Origin of the sequence: Clostridium sp. chh4-2, assembly GCF_002899675.1 — a bacterium.
In the GTDB taxonomy this organism is placed as follows: domain Bacteria; phylum Bacillota; class Clostridia; order Lachnospirales; family Lachnospiraceae; genus CHH4-2.
Genome location: NZ_PKUU01000004.1, coordinates 163,526 through 187,818, shown reverse-complemented (window position 1 = coordinate 187,818; position 24,293 = coordinate 163,526). Strand labels below are relative to the sequence as shown.

Sequence of the window (24,293 nt, the reverse complement as noted above, 5' to 3'; positions counted from 1 at the left end):
TTGTACTAAATTCGGAACAATACTCGCGCTGGCAATGCAATCTTTCGTAAAATTGCGTATTTAGCAGGATTTCCGTTCCCGGAAGTCCTGCTAAATGCTTGTTGGTGACATGTCTCCAACCCCCTGATATCATTGCCGTTGGCAATGGCTACGCATTCCGTTAGAACGCTGAAATCTTCATACATGAAGACAGAAAAAGGAAAAACTTATTATTTATCATAAAATACAAAGGCTTCCAAAACCTTTGCAATCAATTACAAAGAAAAAGCACCGCAGAAAATATGTGGCGCTTTTTCAAAAGTTTTAACTGGGGAAGAGAAAATTAGATAATCTATAAGCAATGATTCATGTGTAAAAATCATAGCATATTCCAATTATCCCTTTTTCTTATTAGCCCGACAAGAAAATCTCCAGAATTTTTGCCTTTTCTGCCGCTCTGCATTATAAGTGTCTATCCCAAATCGTTTGGTCTTTTCCATATCAGATTTTCGGTTTCTGTGTGTTTTAAAGGAATCAAAATCATCAATATAAGCGTATTTTTCACAATGGTACTCTTTTTGCATTGAGAGCAGTATTGAGCACCATAATGCTGCATGCTTTAAAATTCTGTCAGGGCTTCAAAAGCACTGTATAGATTTAAAGTTCCATAACCCCAGGAACGGTTGGGATATAGCTCATTATTGCTTCTGTTGGCCCCTCGGATAAGAAGTTGCTTAATCTCTAAACTGCTCATGGTAGGCCAATTCCCCCTTATAATACCCCACTCCAAGATTAGTGCTGCTGACCCAGCTGTCACTGAAGCAGCTATACTGGTTCCGGTCATGGACACAGAACGGTTTCCTGGACCTATCGTTTTCACGTCTACCCCTGCAGCTATCAGATCTGGTTTGATTCTTCCTCTCCTAGTAAAGCCTCGGCTAGAACTAATATAAAGGCTTTTATTCAGTACATGATAAGCCCCCACTGTAATAGGAATCTCTGCATTAGAAGGTCCAGTCAAGGTAATATCTGGATTTGAACTTAAAAATTTCGTACCTTCCGCTATAAATCCGGTTACGGGCAGCCAAATATTAAAAATTCTACGGAGCACGTTAGTTCCATATACCCTCAGATGCCAAATCCCTGGCAAAGGAAAGAACATGCGGATTACAATAAGTTGATCTCCACTCTGCGCTTCCACTGGCTGGAAATCAATGTATATGATTGTCCTTTCAAATATAAAATCAAACCGCTGATTTCCGCTTCTAGCAGAAGGACGGGGTATCATTTCTCCTGTCGGGGAGATTAAGGAAACAGACAGCACATCCGGTGAACTTCCCCAAAGTTCCATTGTAATCCCATATTCCCCTTCTGCCACTCGAAATTCTACATCTTCATATTCCTGCCCATCTTTCAATATTCCATAAAAATGATGCCCTTGATTTGCCTCATTGCCTCCTGCCACTACAATACAACGCCCCACACGGGAGCCAATGGCACTGATATAAGAAGCAAGGGGAGAAGTCCCTTCATGCCCTCCCATATTAGTTCCCAAACCGATACAGACCACAAGAGGTTTTCTTTCCCGCAAAGCCAGTTCATGAAGATACCGGAGCCCCAGCATAATATCATTTTCCTGATAAGCAACCACATCTTCTTTTATACCGAAATATTGTTTCAGATATCCTTTCGCAGGCTTTAACTTCACAACTGCGATATCTGCTAGAGGGGCTGCACCAATCCAGCCAGTTTCTTTATCCAGACTTCCAGCGGCTATAGCAGCAAGCTGTGTTCCATGTCCTATTTCATCTCTGCTGGGAACGATAGAAAAAGGAATATCGCTTTCCAACGCTTGATTGATGATCTCCCGTCCATAAATACTGCCATAGTCAATTCCATCCGGTGTGCTTCCCGTCTGAATAGATTGATCCCAGATTTCTAGAATCCGGCTCTTTCCTACCGAGTTTCGAAAGCAGGAGTTGGTATAGTCAATCCCGGTATCCAAAAAACCCAAAATCACACCTGCTCCTTTTAGTTGCAATACTGGATGGTTTTGTATTTGCAGTATACGTGAAGCTTCCAGACTTTCATTTTCCAACAATCCATATAATTTGGGAAATACTTCATATTCATAATCAGTTCTGGACCTTGTTTCTAGATATTCTCTGGATACATAATATATATCATAAAAATCATTTATCATCTGAAAGCAAACTTCCGGTAAAAAACTTTCCAAGCCATTGGGACTCCAACTAGACTTCCATATAAAATCCACATATTTCTCTGAGACAATCTTTTCTCTGCAGTTTTCAGTCATTCCCATACTCCGTCAATTTTTATTACAATATATGTAACTTTAATGGCTTTATGCCCATATGCCAACTAACTTTCGTGTTATTAATTATAGATTCAGAGCGTCCTTAGCATAGTCATTGAACGGGGAAGCCACACGTATTTGTAACGGTTTAAGACCTGCCATATAATAAAGATCATATAGATGGTTATAATCATAATTAAATAAATAATTGGTATGCCACACATCATTGATTGTCCAATCATATAAAGGTGAGGCACACCAGACATATTTAAATTGTTTGCTGATCCAGCAGGTATCTTTGTACCTAGTATCAGTACATTTTTGATATCACTTATAATACAAAAGCTGTTATCCCGTTTCGGTGTGATTAAAACAGAGAATATTGCCATCGACTTAATCTCCTGGCTTATCATTTTCTCTTGTGTTTATTTCTGATGACAACTATACTAAAAAAAGTAACTACGCTTCTTTTAGGCGGCTCAGTTCTTACATTGATGTCACTATCTTATGCGTTATCCGGATCGGAGTTAAATGATAACTTCTTTAAGAGGTGGGGGCTTTACTGCCTGTAATCTATCTTATAAAAATCCACTATTCCGTGTGCGGCCTGTCATAGTTTTCCGGCGCCTGCAAAATTCCATAGTATCTTTCATCTAAACTGACTGTTATAGAGGTCGGCGTAAAAAGAACAACGAAAAACTGCGAAAGATACCGACAAAGGCCCAAAGGAATATACAGCTTGAACGGCAGAGTTTAGAAGTGTTTAGGGGCCAACTGTTAAGATATCGGTATCAGAGAGTAATAGTGGAAACATTTCTGAATCGGGAAGCGGTAGATGATGGAAAAAACTGTTATGATTAGAATCAACTTTATTTACTGACTCAGCATGTCGCTTCGGTCGTGGCAGAGAAGCCAATACCTGTATTCATGGAAAAAAGTGCTGATACGGTTGTTGCTTTTCTCGAAATTAGAAAGCTGTGATAGGTGGCGATTCATTTAGACATTTTGGAGAGCTGGAACCACTCTCGCCAGTTCTCCTTTTGCTGTATCTATGCATTATAGCATGATAATCTCTTTCATCAGCTGCGTCTGATTCCGGTAAAAAAATTCGCATATAACTGATCCAAATGACTATAATGGACGAACCAGTAACTGAACTCAGCCAGCAGAATACCGGCAGCCACATCAGGAATCACATGCTGTTTGGTGGTAAGGGTAGAGAGGCATATAGCTAATGCCATAAAAAGAACGAACAATCGGTAGGCCAGAGGAAGCTGCTGTTGTCTGCGGATTCCCACATAGCACAGCCAACTGATCAGACAGTGGATTGATGGGAAGAGGTTATCCGGTGCATCAAGTCGGTAGAGAAGGTTAAGGGACAAATTCCAAAAACCATGCTCACTAATCAGTGGGCGGACGTTAGTCGTTGGGAAAACCAGAAAAAAGACAAGACATATGGTTTTTGCGAAAAAATCTGCACTCAAAAAGCGATATGCGTGCTCTTTTTTTATTCGGCAGCAAAGAATGTACTGACACGGCCAGTAAATGAAACTGAAAACATAGATGGCCAGTGTCCAGGGGATTACCGGAATAAACGAATCCATCGTTGTTGTTAAGTCATAGTGGAAATAGTTCTTCATCAACATTCTGGAACCGCAGTAGACAATTTGATTCCAGAGGAAAGCCACAAGAAGCGGCAAATAAATATGTACAGGAATCAGGGAAAGATGGGTAAATTTCTTCTTTATCATGTATGACCTCCGTAAGATAGAATCTTGTGAAGAAAATCATACATGATATCAGCACAATTTTTCACGGAATTAAGATTATTTAAGCATTTTTAAGGAATGTACAACTTAAATGACAGAGTTCAGAAATGTTAAGAACTGATTCAGAAATGATTAAGGGTCAACTGCTAAGATATCGGAATCAGGGAGAAGCATCTCTGAAGTACATGATATGAGGAGAAAATGAAATTTGGATTATATACTGGAATACTTCAACAAAACCGTGGAAACTTTCCCGAACCGGGAAGCGGTAGATGATGGTGTGAACTGTTATGGATGGCGTGAACTTCATTTACTGACACAGCATATTGCCTCGGCCGTGGCAGAGAAAAGCATTGCAGGAAGGCCGATACCGGTTTTCATGGAAAAAAGTGCCGATGCGGTTGCAGCTTTTCTTGGAATTATATCGGCAGGATGCTTTTACGTCTATTTAAATCCAGATCTGCCAGATGAACGAATCCGAAGAATGCTTCAGGTACTTGATTCCGATACGGCAATTGTGGATGAACGGCTGAAGAAGCGTCTGATATTGGCGGGATTTCAGGGAAATCTACTGGGAATAGAAAAAGCCAAAGCAGAACCAATCCATATGGCTGTGCTAAATGAGAGGATCACAGGGATTCAGAACAAAGATTATTTGTATGGGATTTTCACTTCCGGCTCCACAGGAACGCCGAAAAATGTAGTTGTAAGCCATCAGGCGGTTCTTGATTTTATGGAAGATTTTTGTCAGGAGTTTCCGGTAAACCACCATGATATATTGGGAAATCAGGCACCGCTTGATTTTGATGTATCGGTAAAAGATATTTATTTGTCTGTTATTACCGGAGCCAAACTGGTTCTGGTACCAAGAAGAATGTTTACGGAACCGGCGTTGTTGCTGGACTATCTCTGTGAACAGAGAGTTACAATTTTAATTTGGGCAGCATCTGCTCTTTGCATAGTCAGTGGAATGAGGGGATTTGAATACAAGATTCCGGGGCTAATCCGCCGTGTCATGTTCAGCGGGGAAGTGATGCCGCAAAAACAGTTGAAGATATGGCGGAACGCACTTCCAAAGGCAGAATTTATTAATCTTTATGGCCCAACAGAAGTTACCTGCAATTGTACTTTCTACCGCGTAACTGGACGGGAGCCGGAACATGTGCCGCTTCCCATAGGGATTCCCTTTGCAAAGCGGAATGTTTTTCTTTTAAATGAATATGATATGCCAGTTATGGCAGACGGTATACTTGGTGAAATCTGTGTCGGGGGTGCAACACTCGCAGATGGCTATTATCACAATGCGGCAGAGACCAGCAGGCGATTTGTCAGAAGTCCTGTCAAAAGCCATGCAGGAATGACAATCTACCGGACAGGGGATTTAGGCTTTTATGATAATCGGGGGAATTTATGTTTTACCGGAAGAAAAGATTTTCAGATTAAACGGATGGGGCATCGGATTGAACTGGAGGAGATTGAACATGAATGCAGTTTAATGGCTGGGATATGGCAGGCCTGCTGTATTTACGATGGAAAAGATATAACGGTATTTTATGTAGGAGAAGCAGAAAATGGGCAGGTGCGCAGACTCTTGAAGGAGAGACTCCCGCGATATATGCTGCCAAGTCATTTTGTAAACTTACAGAGTATGCCGTTAAATAAAAATGGAAAGATCGACAGGGAATATTTAAAAACCTGGAAAGGAGACGTGTAAATGACGGATGCGATTTTACAGGAGGCGGCAAAACAATATAAAACGCCATTTTATCTGTTTGATATTGATGAATTAATCCAGAATGTGGAGCGGATTAGGAAACTGTCAGGGGAAGATATCAATATTTGCTATGCAATGAAAGCAAATCCCTTTCTGGTTGCCGCACTGGCAGACCGGGTAAATCGGATTGAGGCATGTTCGGCGGGGGAATATGATATCTGCAGAAATCAGGGAATTAAGCCGGAGAAAATTATTTTGTCCGGAGTGTTAAAAAAGAAAGAGGAACTGGAACAGATATTCAGAAAAGAGATGACGCTGCCAGTTGTTACAGCAGAATCGAAAGAGCAGTTTTTGCTGATTTCCGAATTAGCTCAAAAATATGAAAAGAATATTCGTGTCCTGCTTCGGCTGACCAGCGGGAATCAATTTGGCATGGAGCTCAGTCTGGTGGAGGAATTACTGATAGAGAGTCTTGATCACCCATATTTAAAGATAGCAGGGCTGCATTATTTTTCAGGAACACAGAAAACGGATGTGAGCCTAATGACACATGAACTGCTTTATCTGAATGGAATTTACAAGGAATTCAAGAACCGGTATGGGATAGAGCTGGATGAAATGGAGTACGGTCCAGGAATGTTTGTGGAATATTTCCAGAAACAGAAAGAATGGGAAGTGGAAGCGGCCTTCCAGAAACTGAGAATGTGTGCAAAAAATATGAGTTTTAAGGGAACAATCACCCTGGAACTTGGGAGAAGCTTAACGGCTACATGCGGTTATTATGTGACAACCATCCAGGAACTGAAACAGAATGGAAATGCCTCTTATGCCATTGTGGATGGCGGTATCCATCAAATGCATTATGACGGCCAGATTATGGGAATGAAGCTTCCGTTCTATCGGCAGCTTCCCAGAAAAAGCTGTGAAGGAGCCTATTGGAATGTATGCGGAGCACTTTGCACGGTAAATGATGTGCTTGCAAAAAATATGTGGCTGAATGAAGTCCAAAGAGGTGATGTGTTAGTTTTTGAAAAGATGGGAGCTTATTCGATCACAGAAGGGATGGCGCTGTTTCTCAGCAGGGAGCTGCCCGGAATTCTTGTGTTTAGGAAGACGGCCGGTTTGATTCAATTCAGGCCGTCATTACTGACCAGCTTGTTTTATAAACCGTTTTTGGAAGGAGAAATGACAGATGGACGAATTAATGAAAATATTGCAGGAGTTGGAACCGGATGTAAATTACAGGGAGGAGCAAGCTCTTATTGATGCCCATATCCTTGACTCGTTTTTGATCCTGGAATTAGTTGCAGAGTTGGAGGATACCTATCATATCCGCATATCTCCTGCGGATATCGTAGCAGAAAATTTCAATTCAGCCGGAGCCATGTGGCAAATGATTGAACGGCTTAAGGAAGAACGGTAATATGGCGTATCATACAACATTATATCTGGTTCTTTTTTTTCCGGCCTCTATGATCGCATATCAGCTTATGCCGGTGAAATACCGCTTTTATGTGCTGCTGCTGTTTGGATATTATTTTTATTATTGTATCAGCGGCACACTGATCATCTATATTATAGCGGCAACCATAACTACATATTTATCAGGTCTTTTGATTGAAAAAAGGAAAGGGTTTCTGATTTTTTGTATCCTGTTGCTGATAGAAAACTTGGCATATATGAAATACTATAACTTTTTTGCCGCCAATGGAAACCGTATCTTCAGTTTTATAACATCAGATCAGCCATTCTCATTGAAGACCATGATTCTGCCCATTGGGATTTCATTTTATACCTTATCGGCAGCAGGATACCTTATAGATATCTACTACAAAAAAATACCGGCAGAGAGGCATATCGGAAAGCTGGCTTTGTTTCTTTCCTTTTTTCCGACTATTATGGAAGGGCCAATCTGCCGCTATGGGGAACTGGGAAGAGAGCTGTTTGCAGGGCGCAGTATTACCATGGAGAGGCTGGCAGCAGGGGCTCAGAGAATCTTTTGGGGACTTTTCAAAAAGATGCTGGTGGCAGACAGACTGAATGTCCTGGTAAAAACTGTATATGACGGATATCAAAATTATGACGGGACAGTAATCGGCGTGGCAGCCGTTGCCTATACAATACAGCTATATATGGAATTTTCCGGTTGTATGGATATTGTGATTGGCACCGGTGAAATATTTGGAATCACATTGCCGGAAAACTTCAGACGCCCTTTTTTCTCAAAGAATGTATCAGAATTCTGGAGAAGATGGCATATTTCACTGGGAAGCTGGTTTAAAGAATATGTATTTTATCCGGTATCCATGTGTGGACCGGTAAGAAGGCTGTCAAGGACTGCCAGAAAACATAACCGGCACTGGGGGGAGGTAACAGCCGCTGCATTGGGGTTGTTTCCAGTATGGCTTTGCAATGGTATATGGCACGGACCAAGATGGAGCTATATATTTTATGGGCTCTATTATTTTGTGCTGATTACTCTGTCCATAGCCATGCGTCCATATTCAGAAAAACTATGCCGGTTTTTAAAGCTGGATCAGTCGCCTGCCCTCTATCATCTGTTTCAGGTTGGCAGGACATTTCTGTTGGTGGTGATTGGAGAGCTGTTTTTCAGGGCCGAAGGTCTGCGAATTGGCTTGCAGATGTTTGCACGTATTTTTACACAGTTTCACCTGTCGTCTTTTTGGAACGGGACTTTGCTGACCCTGGGTCTGGACAGAGGGGATTATCTGTTGATAGGAGCCGCTCTAGCCATTGTCTTTTTTGTCAGTTTGGCTGAAGAAAAAGGGCGGGATGTGCGCCGGGACATAAAACAACTCCCCTTGCCGCTGCGCTGGAGTGTTTATTACAGTGTAATGATGGCCGTTTGCCTCTTCGGGGCTTATGGCGTTGGCTATATGCCAGTAGAACTAATATACGCGAATTTTTAATCAGGAGGAAGAAATCCTTTGAAATATATTAGAAGCCTGTTGTTTTTTTTCACGTTCTTCTGTCTGCTGTCGTGGAGCGTCAGGCTTGTGAAACCTAAAACATATACAACGGAAAGCGGTGTGGAAAGTCGTGATATTCATGCAGTCAATGTGCTGTCCGAGCCGGCGCAGACCCTGCAGGTTCTTTTTCTGGGGGACAGTGAAATACAGACAGGGGTATTGCCCATGGAATTGTGGAAAACTCATGGAATTACTTCCTATATCTGCGGACAGTCGGGGCAGAGAACCATGGAGTCATATTTTTGGCTGAAAGAAGTATTGAAAACACAGACCCCCAAATTGGTAGTTCTGGAAACCGACCAGTTTTACCATTGCAGAGATATACAGACGGAACTAAAACATGTGATAAAGAATGCTGCACATTATTACTTTCCTGTTTTTAAATATCATAACCGATGGAAGGCATGGTTCAATCAAAGTGATGTAGCATCCAAAACGGAGAGAAATCCCTTAAAGGGATATAATTATCATGATGAAACGAAACCATATACCGGTGGACCATATATGGAGGAAACTGATAAAAAGGAGAGGAGTAAACCAATGGTAAGATTCTGGATGGATCGGATTTTGGATCTTTGCCGGAAAAATAATATAGAGGTCCTTCTGATTGGTGTTCCAGCTCCTCTGAACTGGAGCTATGAACGGCATAATGAGGTGAATGAATACGCGTTGGGAAAAGGTGTTCCATATCTGGATTTCAATCTTATGGAAAAGGAGCTGAAAATAAATTGGAAAACTGACACGATGGACGGAGGAGATCACTTGAATATGAATGGGGCAAAAAAGGTGACGGAATATCTCGGTGCATATCTGAAAAAAAATTATGCGTTATCAGATTACCGGGAGAATCAGATGTTTCAGTATTGGCATCGGGATTGGAAAAAGTATAAGGAAATAACGGGTAAGCTACCGGTAAGGATAGGAGACTTTTAAATAGTAAAATTAAATATATTGTTGTGTGCGCAATGAAAAGGATCTTTGTTATTGATAATGTTATAGATATTTGTGAATATAATGAGCCTATAACGGTGGAGAGAAGATGATATTTTGAAAAAAAGGGTTTTAATAATTGACGATGATTTAAATGTTTGCCGACAAATAAAATATGCATTGCAGAGTTCCACAACAGATGTATATTATGCTTTTTCTGTTGCAGAAGGAATAAAGAAATTTCTTGAACAAGAATATTGCCTTGTAATTATGGACATATCTCTATCTGAAGTTGACGGTCAAAGGCTACTCAAAATCATGAGAGAAGCTAAAACGATTCCAATTCTTGTTTTGTCTTCAAAATCAGGGCAGGAAACAAAACTATCTACATACCAGGCAGGTGCAAATGCCTATTTGGAGAAACCATATGAACTGGAAGAATGCCTTGCGCAGGCGGAATCGCTTATGGAATTATATGTTGGTTTAAAGTCCCCCAAGGATCGTTGTTATACACTGGCATTTGGCATGGATATGATGATTGATCCAGAGAGAAGAAGAGTAACTCTAAAAGGACAGGAGCTAAACCTTACACGCAAGGAATTCGATCTCTTATTTTGCTTGGCAAGTCATGCAGGCCAGGTCTTGAGTAGAGAGCAGTTGTACAATCAGGTGTGGAATAATGAAAAAAGTTATAATGTTGATGAGGCTGTAAAAAGCCATATAAAATCGCTACGAAAAAAGTTGACGGTCTCGGATATAGATTATATTAAAAATGTCTGGGGAATCGGTTATCGCTTTTCTGATGATGACAAATAGAAACATATTCTTCATATTAATCGATTAAAAATAATGTGCCTATCTAAAGTCTGAATGCTGGGAAGGTTCTCTTCCTAGCATCTTTGTCGAAAAATTCCGATATTCTCCCCTAATTCTCCCCAAAGATTCCCCTAAATCCCCCCTCCTTCATTTTATAATCGTTTCAAATATAGCACAACTGTATATTCAATTGACATAGTAATCCGTCAAAAAAAAGCAGTGTTTGGCGGAATTTATTTGCGTGCAAAGTATTAGAGAATCCACCAGACATGTTTTTAACTGGGGGGATTTTTTTGCGTTGGTTAAGTTCCGCGCCGCTGCACATTCAAAGCAGCGATATTAGACTTTATTCATAAACTGGAGGAATATGGTGATTTAAGAAAACATCAGTTTTTTCCAGCAATCTCGTGTGGGATTAAAGATGAACTGCTAAATCATAAAAAACATGAACTAAACATATGGAAGGACGCATTAGCGGGCTTAAAAGCCAGTCAATGCGTCTTTTTTGCATCTATTTTCAGGCCGCGGTGCCGATCACCGCCATGCTTGTTCTTCATTTTCGCATTTTGAAAAAATTGGAGGACAAGCCATATGGCAGAAGAAAGGATTTATACGATTATTGTAAAACAGATGCGGGTGGAAGTAAGCAAAGATGTTTATCAGGCATATCATCAGGCGCGCGAGGCGGAACGATATCAGAAGAAAGTGGTTCAGCAGAGAGAAATGTCGCTGGAGCGGTTTCAGGAGGAAGGGGTAAATGCTGAATTTCAAGCGGTTCGGTATGCTCCCGGCATTGAAGAGGAACTTATACGGGCGGAAGACATCAGGCGGTTATACGCTGCACTGGATCAACTGAGCGTAGAAGAGCGGCTATTAATTGATGAATTATTCTTTGAGGGTACTTCCGAGGGGAAACTGGCAGTACGGCTCCATATTTCCCAGCAAGCCGTGAGCAAGCGCAAGAAAAAGCTGTTAAAACAACTTCGCGAAATAATTAAATAAATTTGGTTGTAGGCCCCTTCACTTTTTCCTTAATAGATGTGAAGGGGCTTTTTTAGTCCCTGTTGCTCCTTGAAAATTGCATATCCAGCGATTACGATACGTTAGCTGTTCAGCGCGAAAGCGAAAAGCGGCGCAGAAAGATACGCGAAGACCACCTGCAGGATCTCTAGTATTCTGTCAATAAGATAACATCAAAGGTGCAGAGCGAATAGGATCTGTTCTGAAAATGGCCTGTGGCAGGGCTATCCCGCAATGACCTGAACCGCCTATCATGATACTTCCGTCCAGTCACAGCCCCCTTTGACCAGGGGATCACGCAATGAGGGCGGCGGCCGGAGAACCTGGCCGGGGTTAGAATCCCATGACGGTCTGCCGTGACCGGTTGTAATCGACTGCCAGGCTCCGGGAAGGTGTGCCGAACAGGAGCAGACAAAGTAAAAATAGAAATGAAGAACAAGTACGATAGTTAAAGTCAGATTTGTGGCGGCAGCTGATTGTTTAAGCTGCCGTCATGAATGCATTTAAATAGGAAGCAATAGTTTCGGCAAATTGGCTAAGATGGCAGCACATCTTTATTGCATTTGGTGATAGCTGTTTTCCAAACGTCACGATATGATGTGGTACGAATCAAACAAGATGAGTGGAAGGGAGTAACCAAATGGAGAAAAAACAGAAGAAAGCTATGGAATACATGAGAGCCGGAAATGCAGCGCAGTTAGCAAAAGGAGGCTGTAAACCGGAGAGGTCAAAGGTGAGACAGCGCTGGGAGGCGTTTTTGAAGGAACAGAGTAAAAGCCTTTGGAACAGCGGAAACCAGATGAACTAAGATAAAACTACATAGGACAGACAGGCCCCTTGCTTGACATGAGTGAGGGGATTTTTATTTCTGAACATGAGGATAAGTGAGGGAGAAAAGACGTGAGAATTTTGAGAGGAGATTTATACTATGCGGACCTTACGCCGGTGATTGGCTGTGAGCAGGGAGGCGTCAGGCCCGTGTTAATTATCCAGAACAACGTGGGGAATCTACACAGTCCAACGGTGATTGTAGCAGCGTTGACCAGTCGAAGCAGCAAGCATAACCTGCCGACCCATGTACCACTGAATCCGAATTACAGCGGCTTAAAAGCAGAATCCATCCTGCTTCTGGAACAGATCCGGACGATTGACCGGTCCCGTTTGAAGGAATACATTGGGCATTTGGAGTCGGAGATCATGCACTCGGTTGATGGAGCGATTGCTGTCAGCCTGGGGCTTGTTTGAGTGTGAGGAATAGGAGGTATCTATGAGTGAATCGATAAAAGCGTGGGCATATTCCCGGATTGATGCGCCGGAGGACAGCCATGGCAGTTTAAAGCATCAGGATCAGCAGCTCTGTGAATATGCAGAAAAGATGGGATTTGAGGTGGTGGGCCATTCCCAGGATCTGGCTGCTGCCTATAGCCTGGACCGTCCGGGGCTGAAGGCCCTGACGGATGCGGTGATGGAAGGAAAAATCAATTCGCTTTTGGTGATGGATTCTTTTAGAATCAGCCTCGATTTAAAAAAGACGGCAGCTTATGGAGCATTCCTTCAATCCTTTGGTGTTCGGACGTATTCACCGGACCAGGGGATGCTTGCAGAACTTTCCACTCTGGAGGAAACCATGAAGACTGGGAATAACATTCAACAGACATCTGAATGATACAGGAGGGCTTATGAACGAGAAGAGGGAAGCCAGGGAAGTCCATTACAGCATAGCGAGAAGGCTGTTAAATCGGATGCTGGAAACGGGCTTTATCACGGAAGAAGAGTACCGTAAAATAGACCGTCTGAACCGGGAAACATTTTCTCCGGAATTAGCAAAAGTATATGCCAGTTAATACTAGCTATCTTCGGATAAGTGTGGTATTGTCTTGTGCTAACAGGAGAACCGTTCAGGAGAAAGGAGAACAAGATGGGAAAGAAAGTAGTAAAAATAGTCACCAGAATTGAGCCTGTTAGCCAGAAACTGAAACCCCATGAAGTGCCAAGCGTTCGGGTATGCGCCTACTGCCGCGTGAGTACCGATGGTGCGGACCAGAAAAATTCCTTTGAATCTCAGGTCGATTATTACACCCGCCTGATTGCAGAGAAGGAAGGCTGGGTATGCGTCGGTATCTACGCAGATGAAGCGCGAAGCGGTACCAAGACCATAAAGCGCGATGATTTTAATCAGATGCTGCAGGACTGCCGCCTGGGCAAGATCGACATGATCATTACCAAATCCGTCACCCGATTCGCCAGGAATACGGTAGACAGCATTCAGGCCATCCGCGAACTGAAATCAATGGGAATTGCGGTATACTTCGAGAAAGAGAGAGTTAACACATTATCAGAGGACAGCGAGCAGCTGATTACCATTTTAAGCTCCATTGCACAGGGCGAGTCGGAGAGCATCTCATCCAATAATAAGTGGTCAACGGTCCGGAGATTTAAAAATGGAACATTTATCTTAAGCTGCCCGCCCTATGGATATCAGAAGGATGAGAATGGAAATCTGATCCTCCACCCAGAAGAAGCTGCCGTTGTGAGGCGGATATTCAACGAATACCTGGGAGGAAAAGGATCATATACCATTGCAAAAGAACTGGAGCGGGATGGGGTTCCAACCGTTCGGAATGGGAAGGCGTGGATGGACAGCGCCGTAAAGGGAATTTTACAAAACTGTGCCTATGAAGGGGATTTACTTCTGCAAAAGACGTTTTCTGCGGAAGTAATCCCCTTTAATCGAAAGCGCAACCATGGAGAACTGCCCCAATACCTGATCACCGATGATCACGAGCCGATCATTACCAGAGAAGAAGCGGAGGCCGTGCGGCAGATTTATGAATACCGCAGGCAGAGACAATGCTCGGAGGACGTGTCCGTCTATCAAAGCCGGTATGCATTCAGCGGCCGGATTGTCTGCGGGGAATGCGGGACCAACTTCCGCAGACAGAAGATTTACATCGGAAAACCGTATGAGAAGGTCCAGTGGTGCTGCTATCAGCATATACAAGACCGCAGAAAATGCAGCCAGAAAGCGGTCCGGCAGGATGCCATTGAGGAATGCTTTATCCGGCTGTGGAATCGGCTGGCAACGAATTATGAGGAAATCCTGTATCCTATGCTGGCCGCTTTAAAGACAATACGGAGCAATCCGCAAATGGAACAAGAAATGAAGGAACTGGAAAATCGAATACAGGAACTGAAAAAGCAGAGTCATATGCTACGCAAGGTATTAACCGAAGGCGGCATGGGCTCTGCTGTTTTTATAGAAAGACGCAACCAACTGGATCAGGAGCTGGAGACGGCTTGGCGCAGACAGAGGAACCTCCGGGAGCAAAGGACGTATGAATGGGAAATCCGGCAGACAGAATTCCTGATCAGCATCTTTAAAAACCGCCCGTCAATCATCGAGCAGTTTGATGAGGAGTTGTTCCGCCTGATCATTGAACAGGTCACGGTTTATCCGGAGAAGCGGCTGGAATTTCAACTGAAGAATGGATTGAAGCTGGAAGAAACCGATAGAAAGGAGGTGGGCTGATGGCTCAGAGACACATACCACTGGGATATCGCATACAGAATGGGAATGCGGTCATTGAACCGGTTTCCGCCACTGCGATCCAAATCATTTTTACAGACTACAGAAAAGGAAAATCTACATACCAGATAGCGAAGGAGCTTACTGAACAGGGCGTATTAAATGCCAATCATGAACCAAAGTGGCATCACGGAGGGGTAGGAAGAGTTCTGGAAAACCGGAAGTATCTGGGGGATGACTTTTATCCCACAATCATCGAAGCAGAGCTGTTCGATGCGGTACAGGAGCGCAGAAACATGCAAAGAAAAGATCTGGGCCGTCTGATCCATCCAAACAGTTTTGCTGAACAAACCGTATTTTCCGGGAAGGTGTACTGCGGCGTCTGCGGGAAGCCTTACCGAAAATATATCGAACACTGCAATCAGCCGGGTGAGAAGACCCGGTGGAGATGCAAGCAGTATATTAAGAACCATGCGGTGCATTGCCGGAATATCCCCCTGCTTGAGGAAGAGATTCAGGCTGCGTTTCTGAGCGCGGTGGACTTTCTTGTAAGCCACCCGGATTTTATTGACAAAGTACCAAAGGAAAAAAGGGAACCGGCCTGGCAGGTGTTGAAGCTGGAACGGGAAATACAGAGGTGCAATGACAGCGAAGAATATCAGGCAGAAGAGATAATCCGCTTAATATATGAACGGGCAAAGGCACAGTACCAGTCAGCGGTAGTCCATGACAGCTTCTATCAAACGGAAAAGCTGAAGGCTGCGCTTAAAGAGTATGGAAGTATAGAGGAATTTCAACCGGATTTTTACCAGAAGGCCATCAAAAAGATGGTGGTTCAGGAGGATGGAATCCTTCAGGTCATCTTTATCAACGGAGTCAGCCTGGGAATCCAGGCGGCTGATTATCAGGAAGGGAGGAAAAACCATGGCAAGAACTGCAGCTGCAGTAAAGAAAAATATCGCGGTCATACCAGCGAAACAAGAGTATGACCGGAGCATCCGGCCGCAGCTTCTGCGGAAACGGGTAGCGGCGTACTGCCGCGTCAGTACCCTGGAAGAACAACAGGCGACCAGCTATGAAGCACAGGTTGAGTATTATACAGAACTGATCCAAAACACACCAAACTGGACGCTGGCAGGCATCTATGCAGATGATGGAAAAAGTGCCACGATGATTCGGAAACGAGATGATTTCCAGGCAATGATTGATGACTGTATGGCAGGGAAAATTGATATGGTTATCACAAAATCAATCAGCCGATTTGCCAGAAATACGGTGGATTCCCTCACTTATATCCGAAAGCTCAAGGAGCGGAACATCTCCGTATTCTTCGAGAAGGAGAACATAGATACCCTGGGAAGCGGCGGGGAGATGTTGATCACCATCTTAAGCAGCCAGGCTCAGGAGGAAAGCCGGAATTTAAGTGAGAACGTACACTGGGGATATGTGAGAAAGTTTGAAAACGGAGTCGTGTATGTAAACTGCAAAAAGTTCCTTGGCTATACAAAAGATGCAGACGGCAACCTTGTGATTGTTCCGGAGGAGGCAGAGCTGGTGCGCCGGATCTTCCGAATGTTTCTGGAGGGCAACAGCAGTATGAAAATAGCCAAAATCCTGACGGAAGAGGGAGTCAGGACTGTGACGGGGAAGAACACATGGCATGCAACCGTCATTGACAAGATGCTTTCCAACGAGAAATATATGGGAGATGCACTACTGCAGAAAACTTACACAGTGGACTTTCTATCCAAGAAGAAGGTCATCAACAAAGGGCTTGTGCCTCAGTATTATATCGAGGGGAATCATGAAGCGATTATCCCCAAAGAACTATTTTATAAGGTACAGGAAGAAAAGGCGCGCCGGGCGAACATCTACCGGCCGGCAAAGAAAAAGGGAGCGACCATAAAGAGTAAATACAGCTCTAAGTATGTGCTGTCCGATATCATGTACTGCAAGGAATGCGGGCAGCCTTACCGCAGACAGGTCTGGGTGAGAAACGGAAACAGGAAGCCGGTGTGGCGCTGTGACAGCCGTTTGAAGCAGGGAGCCAAGCGGTGCAGACATTCCCCAACTCTGGAGGAACGGACGCTCCACGGGGCGATTATGCAGGCCATCAACAGTGTCATCGAGGATGACGGGGAGTTCGTGGAAGCCTTCCGAGAGAATGTTATCCGGATTTTTGGAAGCTATGCAAAGGACGTAGAGCCAACTGAGTATGATGAAGCGATCGAACGGCTTCAGAAGGAAATGTTGCAGTTGATTGAGAGGAGCGCCAGAGAAGAGTGTGTGGATGATGAGTTCGACCGGGTTTATCAGGAGATCACGAATCAGATCAAGATACTGAAAAAGGAACGGTTGAAAGCACAGAGAGAAAAGCAGCTGGCGGAATCCTATGAGGAACGGGAAGCCGGATTGGATGGATACGTGAAAAAAGTCAACTATTTAAAGCAAGAATTTGACGATGAACTGGTCCGAAGCCTGTTGGAAAGAATAGCGGTGGTAAGTGAGGACAAAATAGAAATCCAATTCCGATCCGGGATTGTGATGACACAGAGAATCGACTACTACGATTAAGGCGAGCGGCGGGCGGGAAAAGCCCTGCCGCCGATTATCCCATTGTTAACAATAAAATCCTCAGACATGGGAGCTGAGGACTTTATTGTTGGCAATGCGTATAACCAGATGGAAAGAAAAGAGGGAGGGATACTGTATGGGACATATCGATGAATTGAAACGATTGTTTGAAAATAGGATTGCCATGAGTGAAACCAAATTTTTTGGCAGGACCTGCATGGGGAGAATTGGGGATGGCCTGATCGGAAAGATTGAGTTCCATAACACTTCAGGAAGAGAGTTTTATCCTCATATAAAAGTATCTGTGTTTGAACGGACGAATGGAATGGTGGATCAGATAACCTTTTTGATGATGGATGTCATTGGGAAGAATCAAAAGAATGACAGTGCTATCATTCCGGCACTCATTCATTCAGAAGGAAAACTGGTATGGAATTTTGATATTACAGAAGAGGACCGCAAAGAACTGGTGGATGCAGTCAATGAATATTTGGGGATGTTCCAGAGTCTGGAGGAAAGGCAGGCCCAACTCCAGAACAGCCATGCGCTTCCAGATCATGTCCTTTTCTGATATCTGTGAAACTACGATTCAATCATATTGTTTATAAGGAGGAATGTGGATGGAAGTATTGGTGAAACGAGAGAACTGGGACGAGGGAATTTGGCTGGAACTGCCTGCCACGGAGGAAGCAGCCAGGCAGGTGTATGAGCAGCTCAGACAGATGCATCCATCAATAATGGTACCATTTATTGGAGATGTCGCAGAAATGAAATTGATTACGGAACTTGCGAAATGTCTGAGAGGGGAATCTGTTTTTTCCGAAGGGCATCTTGAACAGCTCAATTCCCTGGCAGAGAAGATCAACGTCTGGAGGGATGGGGAACAGCTTCTGTTTAATGCGGCACTGGAGATGGAGCAGCCAGATACGATAGAGAAAGTGATGGGAGTGATTGACCATCTGGATGAATTTGAGTGGAGGAATGATATCACAAACATGTATCAGCTTGGCCTGTATAAAATGAAGGAAATGAACCTTCACCTTCCGCTGGAGCTGGAGAAGTATTTTGATTATGAGTATTTTGGAAGGCTGAACCAGACTTCCAATGAAGTTATGACAGACTATGGATTGTTACAGAGGAAAAAACCAGAACCAGATCTGAGCCAGAAAGAAAACCAGGACGCAGTACGGTACGGACGCATGATTTTTGAAGTGCGTGTACCATCCAATACAAGACGCTATGAGAATCACCGATTCGGGCTGCCAATGAAGGAATCAGAGTTGGAAGAGGAAGGAAATCGACGGGAATTGGACCATCTGGCAGAGAGGACAGATTACTATGTGTCCAGTAAACTTTCCTATCTGGATGCATACCTGCCTCCGCTAAGTTCCATTGGGGAACTCAACCAGGTGGCATGGGAGATCTGGAAGCTGGCCGACCGGATGGAAGTGTCACAGAGAAAGCTGTTGGCCATCCTGGAGGCGGAAGCCCCCAGAACCATCGATGAGACTTGCCGGGTAATTCGGGAATATGCAGATTATGAGATATTGCCGGATGATATCATAAAGCCGGATGACTATGCACGTTATTTATTAAACCTTCACCATATACAGATACCGAAGGAATTGGAGCCTTGTGTCCGGTTCCGCGAGTATGGATTAGACTTGTTAAATGGAGCAGGCCCTTATCGGACCTCCTATGGACCTGTTATTAACCGATCACATGCGCTGAATCAGCCAGAGGGAGAGATTCGGGAATTCTGTCTTTATAATTCCCTGACTTTAGCCGGATATTGGCATGACCGGGAATCCTCCCTTCCGAAGATGCTGAGTGGGGAAGAAGCCATATCCTATCAGGATATGGTGGAACAGAAAATCACCAAGAGCTTATTGGACTACGATAGCCGGGGGCTGGGGGAATCCATATATAATGAAGTATTAAAACGCAGAGTCGCTTCCATGGTACCGGGGGTGACGGAGTATGCAGGAGAGCTCTGGGGCATACTGACGGTTAAGACTTATGGAGAACTGACGGACAGGGAAATGGAGGGGCTCAAGGCAGAGTGGAAGGAGATAGCAGAGATCGGCTGGGGAGAGCAGTTGATGGAACGCCCAATCCGCTTGGAGCGGGGCGACCTCTTTGTGGGGTTCTGGGACCGGGATAATAATGAAAATCTGTTTATCAAGACAGAAGAGGAATTCAAACAGGGATTCCAGTCTGGGCCGGCGCTTGGATGAGTGTGAGCAGTGTGAGAACCGTCTGAGGTAGAAATCGGGAAGATGCAAGGATACCAATCACTGAATCATTTTATACGGGTGTGATTTTATGAAAAAGAGCTTCTGGTCAAAATCCAGCGGCTTTTTATTTTCTGTGGAGAGGAGGTGAGGAAACATTTAAGGACAATAATACAATAAAACAGTTGGCTGCCCAAGGGGATACTGGTTGAAACCGGTATCCTTTTTCTCTTGCAGGAGAACAAAAAAGAAGGAGGCAGGGTTCCGGCCGGGAAAAGATATCTGACTCTTTTCTGAATGGATTTAGAGAAAAAGGCAATCGAAAGGGTAAAGACAGCGTCCGAAATGTCCCTTCGTCTCTATGGAAGCCCATTGGTGGTAACCGACAGTGGTGGGAAAGACAGCACTGTGTGCCGGGAAATTGTGAAAAGAGCAGGAATTCCTTACGAAATCCAACACAATCTTACCACCGCTGATGCTCCTCAAACCATCTATTATGTTCGTGAGATATTCAGACAACTGGAACAGATCGGGGTTCCATGCCGCGTGAATTATCCTACTTATAAAGGGCAACAGGTAACGATGTGGACCCTGATCCCAATGAAGAAGTTCCCCCCTACGAGGCTGCAGCGGTATTGCTGTCAGGTGCTTAAGGAGAACTACTGTCGGGATCGGTTTATAACAACCGGGGTTCGTTGGGCGGAAAGTACAAAACGTAAGAACAATCGCGGTGTATTTGAGAATTTCACAAAAGATCCAAATAAGAAAATCATCCTGAATAATGACAACGATGAGAATCGGAGGCTGTTTGAGAACTGTGCAGTGAAGGGGAAACGTATCTGCAATCCGATTGTAGACTGGGAAGACCGGGATGTGTGGGAATACATTCATTGCGAAAGACTACTTGTGAATCCGCTTTATGATATGGGATTTCATCGGGTCGGCTGTCTGGGCTGTCCGATAGCAGGCAAGAACCGCTGGACGGAATTCCGCCTGTTTCCGACCTATGAGCGGGCCTATATCCGGGCCTTTGGGAAAATGCTGGAGGCCATTCATGCGAGCGGAGTAAAAACAAAGTGGAAAACAGCAGGCGATGTGTTTTCGTGGTGGATGGAGGAGGGTATGGTTGAGGGGCAGATCAATCTGTTTGATCTGCCGGAATGGCAGGGAGAAAATGGAACATAGCAGAGAAGAATAGGATTTATGGCGCGGAGCCATCGGAGCGGAGGCAGTCTGATACAGCGCCCGAACTCCGATGGATACATAGTACCAGCAATCAGGTGTATAGAACGATAGCTGCAGGGAAATTGAGAAGAATCAAGCTATCATAAAAATAGAAGGAGGAGTTTCATGGAGATCACAATCAATGAGTTACGTCGAATGAAAACGGAGGGACTGATTTTGCAGGGCTGCGCAGGCGATATACAGGAGTGGGTGGATGGGATCAATGGACTATTGGCGCAGGAAGATATCTTACTGGAAGGGACCAAGTTTAAAAATGTGAGGTCCTTTTGCCATGATGGATTAACCAACCTGCTGTTTCCATTTGAGGATGTGAAAATCAATGTCGGAAAGTTGGCGATATGGAGGCTGCGCAGTTATGGGACATTTGGAGGCACATGGCTGTCTGATTATGTTCCAAACAAGTTAGGAGGTTTTCTTGATGGAGGGCCGGAACAAGAGACGGAAGAGCATCAGCAGACGGCGCTTTGTCAGGATATTTCTGTCGAGGAGAACGAGGAGCCTGGGCTAAGTGATATATCCATGAGATAGTAGGCGCAGGAACAAGACCGCAGAAAATCAACTCGGATTATGATAATGATGACCAGGCTCTGGTGGGTACATAATATCCAACAGTTTTACAAAACGAACAAATGTTCTTCTGGGGCTTGCGTGATAGAGGCTGGTCCGATATAATAGAGAGAAGAGGTAAGGAGGCAGAGAGATGATTCGACTATTTGAATTTCGGGATTTAGACAAGATTATGAACATATGGCTGGAGGGAAATCTGGAAGCTCATTCATTTATAGATGCAGAGTATTGGAAGAAGAATTTCGATTCCGTAAAATCAGTGTTGCCCAATGCAGAGGTATATGTATACGAGGCGGGGGGAGAAATTCTGGGATTCATCGGAATGGATGCGGAATACATTGCCGGGATTTTTGTAGCGATAGGACATAAGGGACAGGGAATCGGCCATCAGCTGATTGAAACGGTGAAAAAGAAGAAGAGGCTGTCCCTGCATGTGTTTGAAAAGAATACAGGGGCAATGGCCTTTTATCTGGCAGAGGGGTTCAAGGTCCGGGAGCGAATGACAGAAAAAGAAACCGGAGAGAGGGAATGCCTGATGGTCTATGAGGACGGACAATAAGGGCTTGATGAAAGAAAAAAGGCGCTCCCGGCGTATTTGATGGAGGAAACCGGAGGTGGTGATATGGCAACCTGGAATCCATGGCACGGATGTAAAAAAATCAGCCCAGGCTGTGCAAACTGTTATGTATATCGGAGGGACGCTGAATTTGGTAAGGACAGCAGTATGGTGACCCGTACCTCCAGCTTTGATATGCCAATAAAACGTAACCGCAAGGGTGAATACAAGCTGCAGCCGGATGGTGAGAGCGTGTATGCCTGCATGACCTCTGATTTCTTTCTGGATGAGGCAGATGCGTGGCGTGCGGAAGCATGGGATATCATTCGCAGGCGCAGCGATCTGCACTTTGTTATTATTACCAAACGTATACACCGATTTGAGGTGGAATTACCGGGGGACTGGGGAAGCGGATATGAGAATGTGACGATCTGCTGTACTTGTGAAAATCAAAACCGGGCCGACTACCGTCTTCCTGTTTTTCTGGAATTGCCGATCAAACATCGGACTGTGATTCATGAGCCGATGCTGGAACAGATTGATATCAGGAAGTATTTGGCTACAGGAAAGATAGAAGGGGTTACCTGCGGAGGAGAGTCCGGACCAGATGCAAGAATCTGCGACTTCGCCTGGATACTTGATTCCATGGAACAGTGTGTGGAATATGATGTACCTTTCTGGTTTAAGCAGACTGGGGCAAGGTTCAAGAAGGGGACTAAGATATATCTGATAGATCGGAAGGATCAGATGAGTCAGGCGCAGAAGGCCAGGGTGAATTATAGAAGTGCTATTAATATTAAAATATGAGAAGTTGCGAGATGGCAATTGCGTCACGATAAAAACGATAATGCAATAAAAAATAACTAAAAACAAAAATATAATAACAAAAATGTTGACTTTAATAACAAAAAGAAGTAATATATTAACATGAAAGAGATAGAGGGAGTGATGATAAGTGTATACCGAAATAGTGAAAATTATTGAGGGAGGTTTAATTGGAGATAAAGAAAAAGTACAAAATTATGCAGAGGTATTAGCGAATAATCTGGAAAAAGAAGGTGAAGTTGCCCTTTCAAAAAAAATTCGTAATGCTATAGTTAAGAAAAAAGGAAGTTTAATGGCATTAGACAGCTTTGCGACTAAACCAGTGGATACGGAAAGCAGAATGGATATAGTTGAGATAACAGCTCCCCAGATATCAATTAATCAAATTGTTTTGAGTAAGTACACAGAAGAGGAGATATCCTCTTTTGTAGAGTGTTATAAGAAAAGAGATAGTCTCTTAAAAGCTGGTATAGAATTATCAAATTCATTGCTTCTATATGGTCCTCCTGGTTGTGGGAAAACAACAGTTGCTCAATATATTTCTACATTAACGGGACTCCCATTAGTAACAGCAAGATTAGACGGATTAATTTCTTCACTGCTGGGAAGCACTGCGAAAAACATTAGAAAAATATTTGATTATGCAGCTAAACGTGAATGTATTTTATTTTTAGATGAGTTCGATGTTATTGCTAAACTGCGAGATGATAAAAATGAACTGGGGGAATTAAAACGAGTTGTCAACAGCTTAATTCAAAATATTGATGGGTTGAATAATGATAGCATATTGATCGCAGCAACAAACCATCATGAATTGCTGGACCCTGCTATATGGAGACGATTTTCAAAAGTAATTACATTAGATAAACCGCAAGCAGAAGATATCGGTAAACTTATTAATATTTTACTGGGTAATTACGAAAACAGCATTGTAGGGTATGATAAGAAGATTGAATTACTTGAAAAAGCATTTGCAGGTTTGAGCCACTCGGATATAAAGACAGTAGTTAATAATGCGATACGCGAGAATATAATAAGAAAAAAAGCGACATTGTGTTTTGCGGATGTTTTGAAGGAGATATATTTTCACCGGTTTCATAATATTGACAACGAAGATAGTTACATTCAGTATCTTTTACAATTTGGAGCAACACATAAGGAAATGAATGAAAACTTGGGAATTCCATTAAGAAAGATTCAAGGAATTTCTAAAGCAGAGAAGGGAGACTAA

23 protein-coding genes and 1 pseudogene are annotated in these 24,293 nt (G+C 43.7%); 21 read left to right on the top strand and 3 right to left on the bottom strand.

Annotation, left to right across the window (positions count from 1 at the left end):
- Positions 1-598: 598 nt before the first annotated feature.
- The 3 genes and pseudogenes from C0033_RS05760 to C0033_RS05750 all read right to left on the bottom strand — a co-directional run bounded on the left by C0033_RS05760 (position 599) and on the right by C0033_RS05750 (position 4,047).
- The gene (locus tag C0033_RS05760; RefSeq protein WP_103226920.1) at positions 599-2,302 is read right to left on the bottom strand and encodes a S8 family peptidase; all 1,704 of its coding nucleotides are present in this window, start codon (positions 2,300-2,302) and stop codon (positions 599-601) included.
- A gap of 81 nt (positions 2,303-2,383) precedes the next feature.
- Positions 2,384-2,599 (bottom strand): annotated as a pseudogene (locus C0033_RS27405) (phosphoadenosine phosphosulfate sulfurtransferase); the annotation flags it as partial.
- Between the two features lie 776 nt (positions 2,600-3,375).
- Positions 3,376-4,047 (bottom strand): phosphatase PAP2 family protein, encoded by a 672-nt coding sequence (locus C0033_RS05750; RefSeq protein WP_103226919.1) that lies wholly within the window; start codon positions 4,045-4,047, stop codon positions 3,376-3,378.
- A gap of 226 nt (positions 4,048-4,273) precedes the next feature.
- On the opposite strand from C0033_RS05750, the gene C0033_RS05745 reads away from it, so the two are divergent.
- From C0033_RS05745 to C0033_RS05655, 21 genes are all read left to right on the top strand, one after another.
- A complete protein-coding gene (locus C0033_RS05745) occupies positions 4,274-5,779 on the top strand; it encodes an amino acid adenylation domain-containing protein (RefSeq protein WP_103226918.1) in 1,506 nt (501 codons plus the stop codon).
- The gene (locus C0033_RS05740) at positions 5,780-7,045 is read left to right on the top strand and encodes an alanine racemase (protein ID WP_103226917.1); all 1,266 of its coding nucleotides are present in this window, start codon (positions 5,780-5,782) and stop codon (positions 7,043-7,045) included. It begins immediately after the preceding gene.
- Entirely contained in the window at positions 6,972-7,202 is a 231-nt protein-coding gene (locus C0033_RS05735) for a phosphopantetheine-binding protein (RefSeq protein ID WP_103226916.1), read from the top strand. Before C0033_RS05740 ends, C0033_RS05735 begins: the two co-directional genes overlap by 74 nt.
- 1 nt (position 7,203) lies before the next feature.
- On the top strand, positions 7,204-8,709 hold the full coding sequence (locus tag C0033_RS05730; RefSeq protein ID WP_103226915.1) for an MBOAT family O-acyltransferase: 1,506 nt from the start codon (positions 7,204-7,206) through the stop codon (positions 8,707-8,709).
- A gap of 18 nt (positions 8,710-8,727) precedes the next feature.
- Complete coding sequence (locus C0033_RS05725) at positions 8,728-9,702, top strand: SGNH/GDSL hydrolase family protein (RefSeq protein WP_103226914.1); 975 nt, start codon at positions 8,728-8,730, stop codon at positions 9,700-9,702.
- A gap of 114 nt (positions 9,703-9,816) precedes the next feature.
- Positions 9,817-10,515 carry a response regulator transcription factor gene (locus C0033_RS05720; RefSeq protein WP_103226913.1) on the top strand — a complete coding sequence of 233 codons (699 nt, stop codon included), beginning with the start codon at positions 9,817-9,819 and terminating at the stop codon, positions 10,513-10,515.
- Positions 10,516-11,106: 591 nt separating this feature from the next.
- Positions 11,107-11,517, top strand: a complete 411-nt coding sequence (locus C0033_RS05715; protein ID WP_103226912.1) for a sigma-70 family RNA polymerase sigma factor — start codon at positions 11,107-11,109, stop codon at positions 11,515-11,517.
- Between the two features lie 658 nt (positions 11,518-12,175).
- A complete protein-coding gene (locus C0033_RS26875; protein ID WP_180994582.1) occupies positions 12,176-12,343 on the top strand; it encodes a hypothetical protein in 168 nt (55 codons plus the stop codon).
- A gap of 92 nt (positions 12,344-12,435) precedes the next feature.
- Positions 12,436-12,780, top strand: a complete 345-nt coding sequence (locus C0033_RS05710; RefSeq protein WP_103226911.1) for a type II toxin-antitoxin system PemK/MazF family toxin — start codon at positions 12,436-12,438, stop codon at positions 12,778-12,780.
- Between the two features lie 22 nt (positions 12,781-12,802).
- The gene (locus C0033_RS05705) at positions 12,803-13,201 is read left to right on the top strand and encodes a recombinase family protein (RefSeq protein WP_103226910.1); all 399 of its coding nucleotides are present in this window, start codon (positions 12,803-12,805) and stop codon (positions 13,199-13,201) included.
- A gap of 13 nt (positions 13,202-13,214) precedes the next feature.
- Positions 13,215-13,379: an SHOCT domain-containing protein gene (locus C0033_RS26870; RefSeq protein ID WP_180994581.1), complete on the top strand. Its 165-nt coding sequence runs from the start codon at positions 13,215-13,217 to the stop codon at positions 13,377-13,379.
- 74 nt (positions 13,380-13,453) lie between these two features.
- The gene (locus C0033_RS05700) at positions 13,454-15,064 is read left to right on the top strand and encodes a recombinase family protein (protein ID WP_103226909.1); all 1,611 of its coding nucleotides are present in this window, start codon (positions 13,454-13,456) and stop codon (positions 15,062-15,064) included.
- Positions 15,064-16,050 (top strand): recombinase family protein, encoded by a 987-nt coding sequence (locus tag C0033_RS05695; protein ID WP_103226908.1) that lies wholly within the window; start codon positions 15,064-15,066, stop codon positions 16,048-16,050. The genes C0033_RS05700 and C0033_RS05695 overlap by 1 nt, the downstream gene beginning before the upstream one ends.
- On the top strand, positions 15,986-17,635 hold the full coding sequence (locus C0033_RS05690) for a recombinase family protein (protein ID WP_103226907.1): 1,650 nt from the start codon (positions 15,986-15,988) through the stop codon (positions 17,633-17,635). The genes C0033_RS05695 and C0033_RS05690 overlap by 65 nt, the downstream gene beginning before the upstream one ends.
- A gap of 94 nt (positions 17,636-17,729) precedes the next feature.
- Positions 17,730-18,206, top strand: coding sequence for a hypothetical protein (locus C0033_RS05685; RefSeq protein ID WP_180994580.1), 477 nt, complete (start codon positions 17,730-17,732; stop codon positions 18,204-18,206).
- Between the two features lie 49 nt (positions 18,207-18,255).
- Positions 18,256-19,872 (top strand): antirestriction protein ArdA, encoded by a 1,617-nt coding sequence (locus tag C0033_RS05680; RefSeq protein WP_103226905.1) that lies wholly within the window; start codon positions 18,256-18,258, stop codon positions 19,870-19,872.
- A 294-nt stretch (positions 19,873-20,166) separates the two neighbouring features.
- Positions 20,167-21,054, top strand: coding sequence for a phosphoadenosine phosphosulfate reductase family protein (locus C0033_RS05675; RefSeq protein ID WP_103226904.1), 888 nt, complete (start codon positions 20,167-20,169; stop codon positions 21,052-21,054).
- A gap of 165 nt (positions 21,055-21,219) precedes the next feature.
- A complete protein-coding gene (locus tag C0033_RS05670; RefSeq protein ID WP_103226903.1) occupies positions 21,220-21,642 on the top strand; it encodes a hypothetical protein in 423 nt (140 codons plus the stop codon).
- A 172-nt stretch (positions 21,643-21,814) separates the two neighbouring features.
- Positions 21,815-22,240, top strand: a complete 426-nt coding sequence (locus C0033_RS05665; RefSeq protein WP_103226902.1) for a GNAT family N-acetyltransferase — start codon at positions 21,815-21,817, stop codon at positions 22,238-22,240.
- Between the two features lie 39 nt (positions 22,241-22,279).
- Complete coding sequence (locus C0033_RS05660) at positions 22,280-23,044, top strand: DUF5131 family protein (RefSeq protein WP_347501040.1); 765 nt, start codon at positions 22,280-22,282, stop codon at positions 23,042-23,044.
- A 163-nt stretch (positions 23,045-23,207) separates the two neighbouring features.
- Positions 23,208-24,293, top strand: coding sequence for an ATP-binding protein (locus C0033_RS05655; RefSeq protein WP_242984431.1), 1,086 nt, complete (start codon positions 23,208-23,210; stop codon positions 24,291-24,293).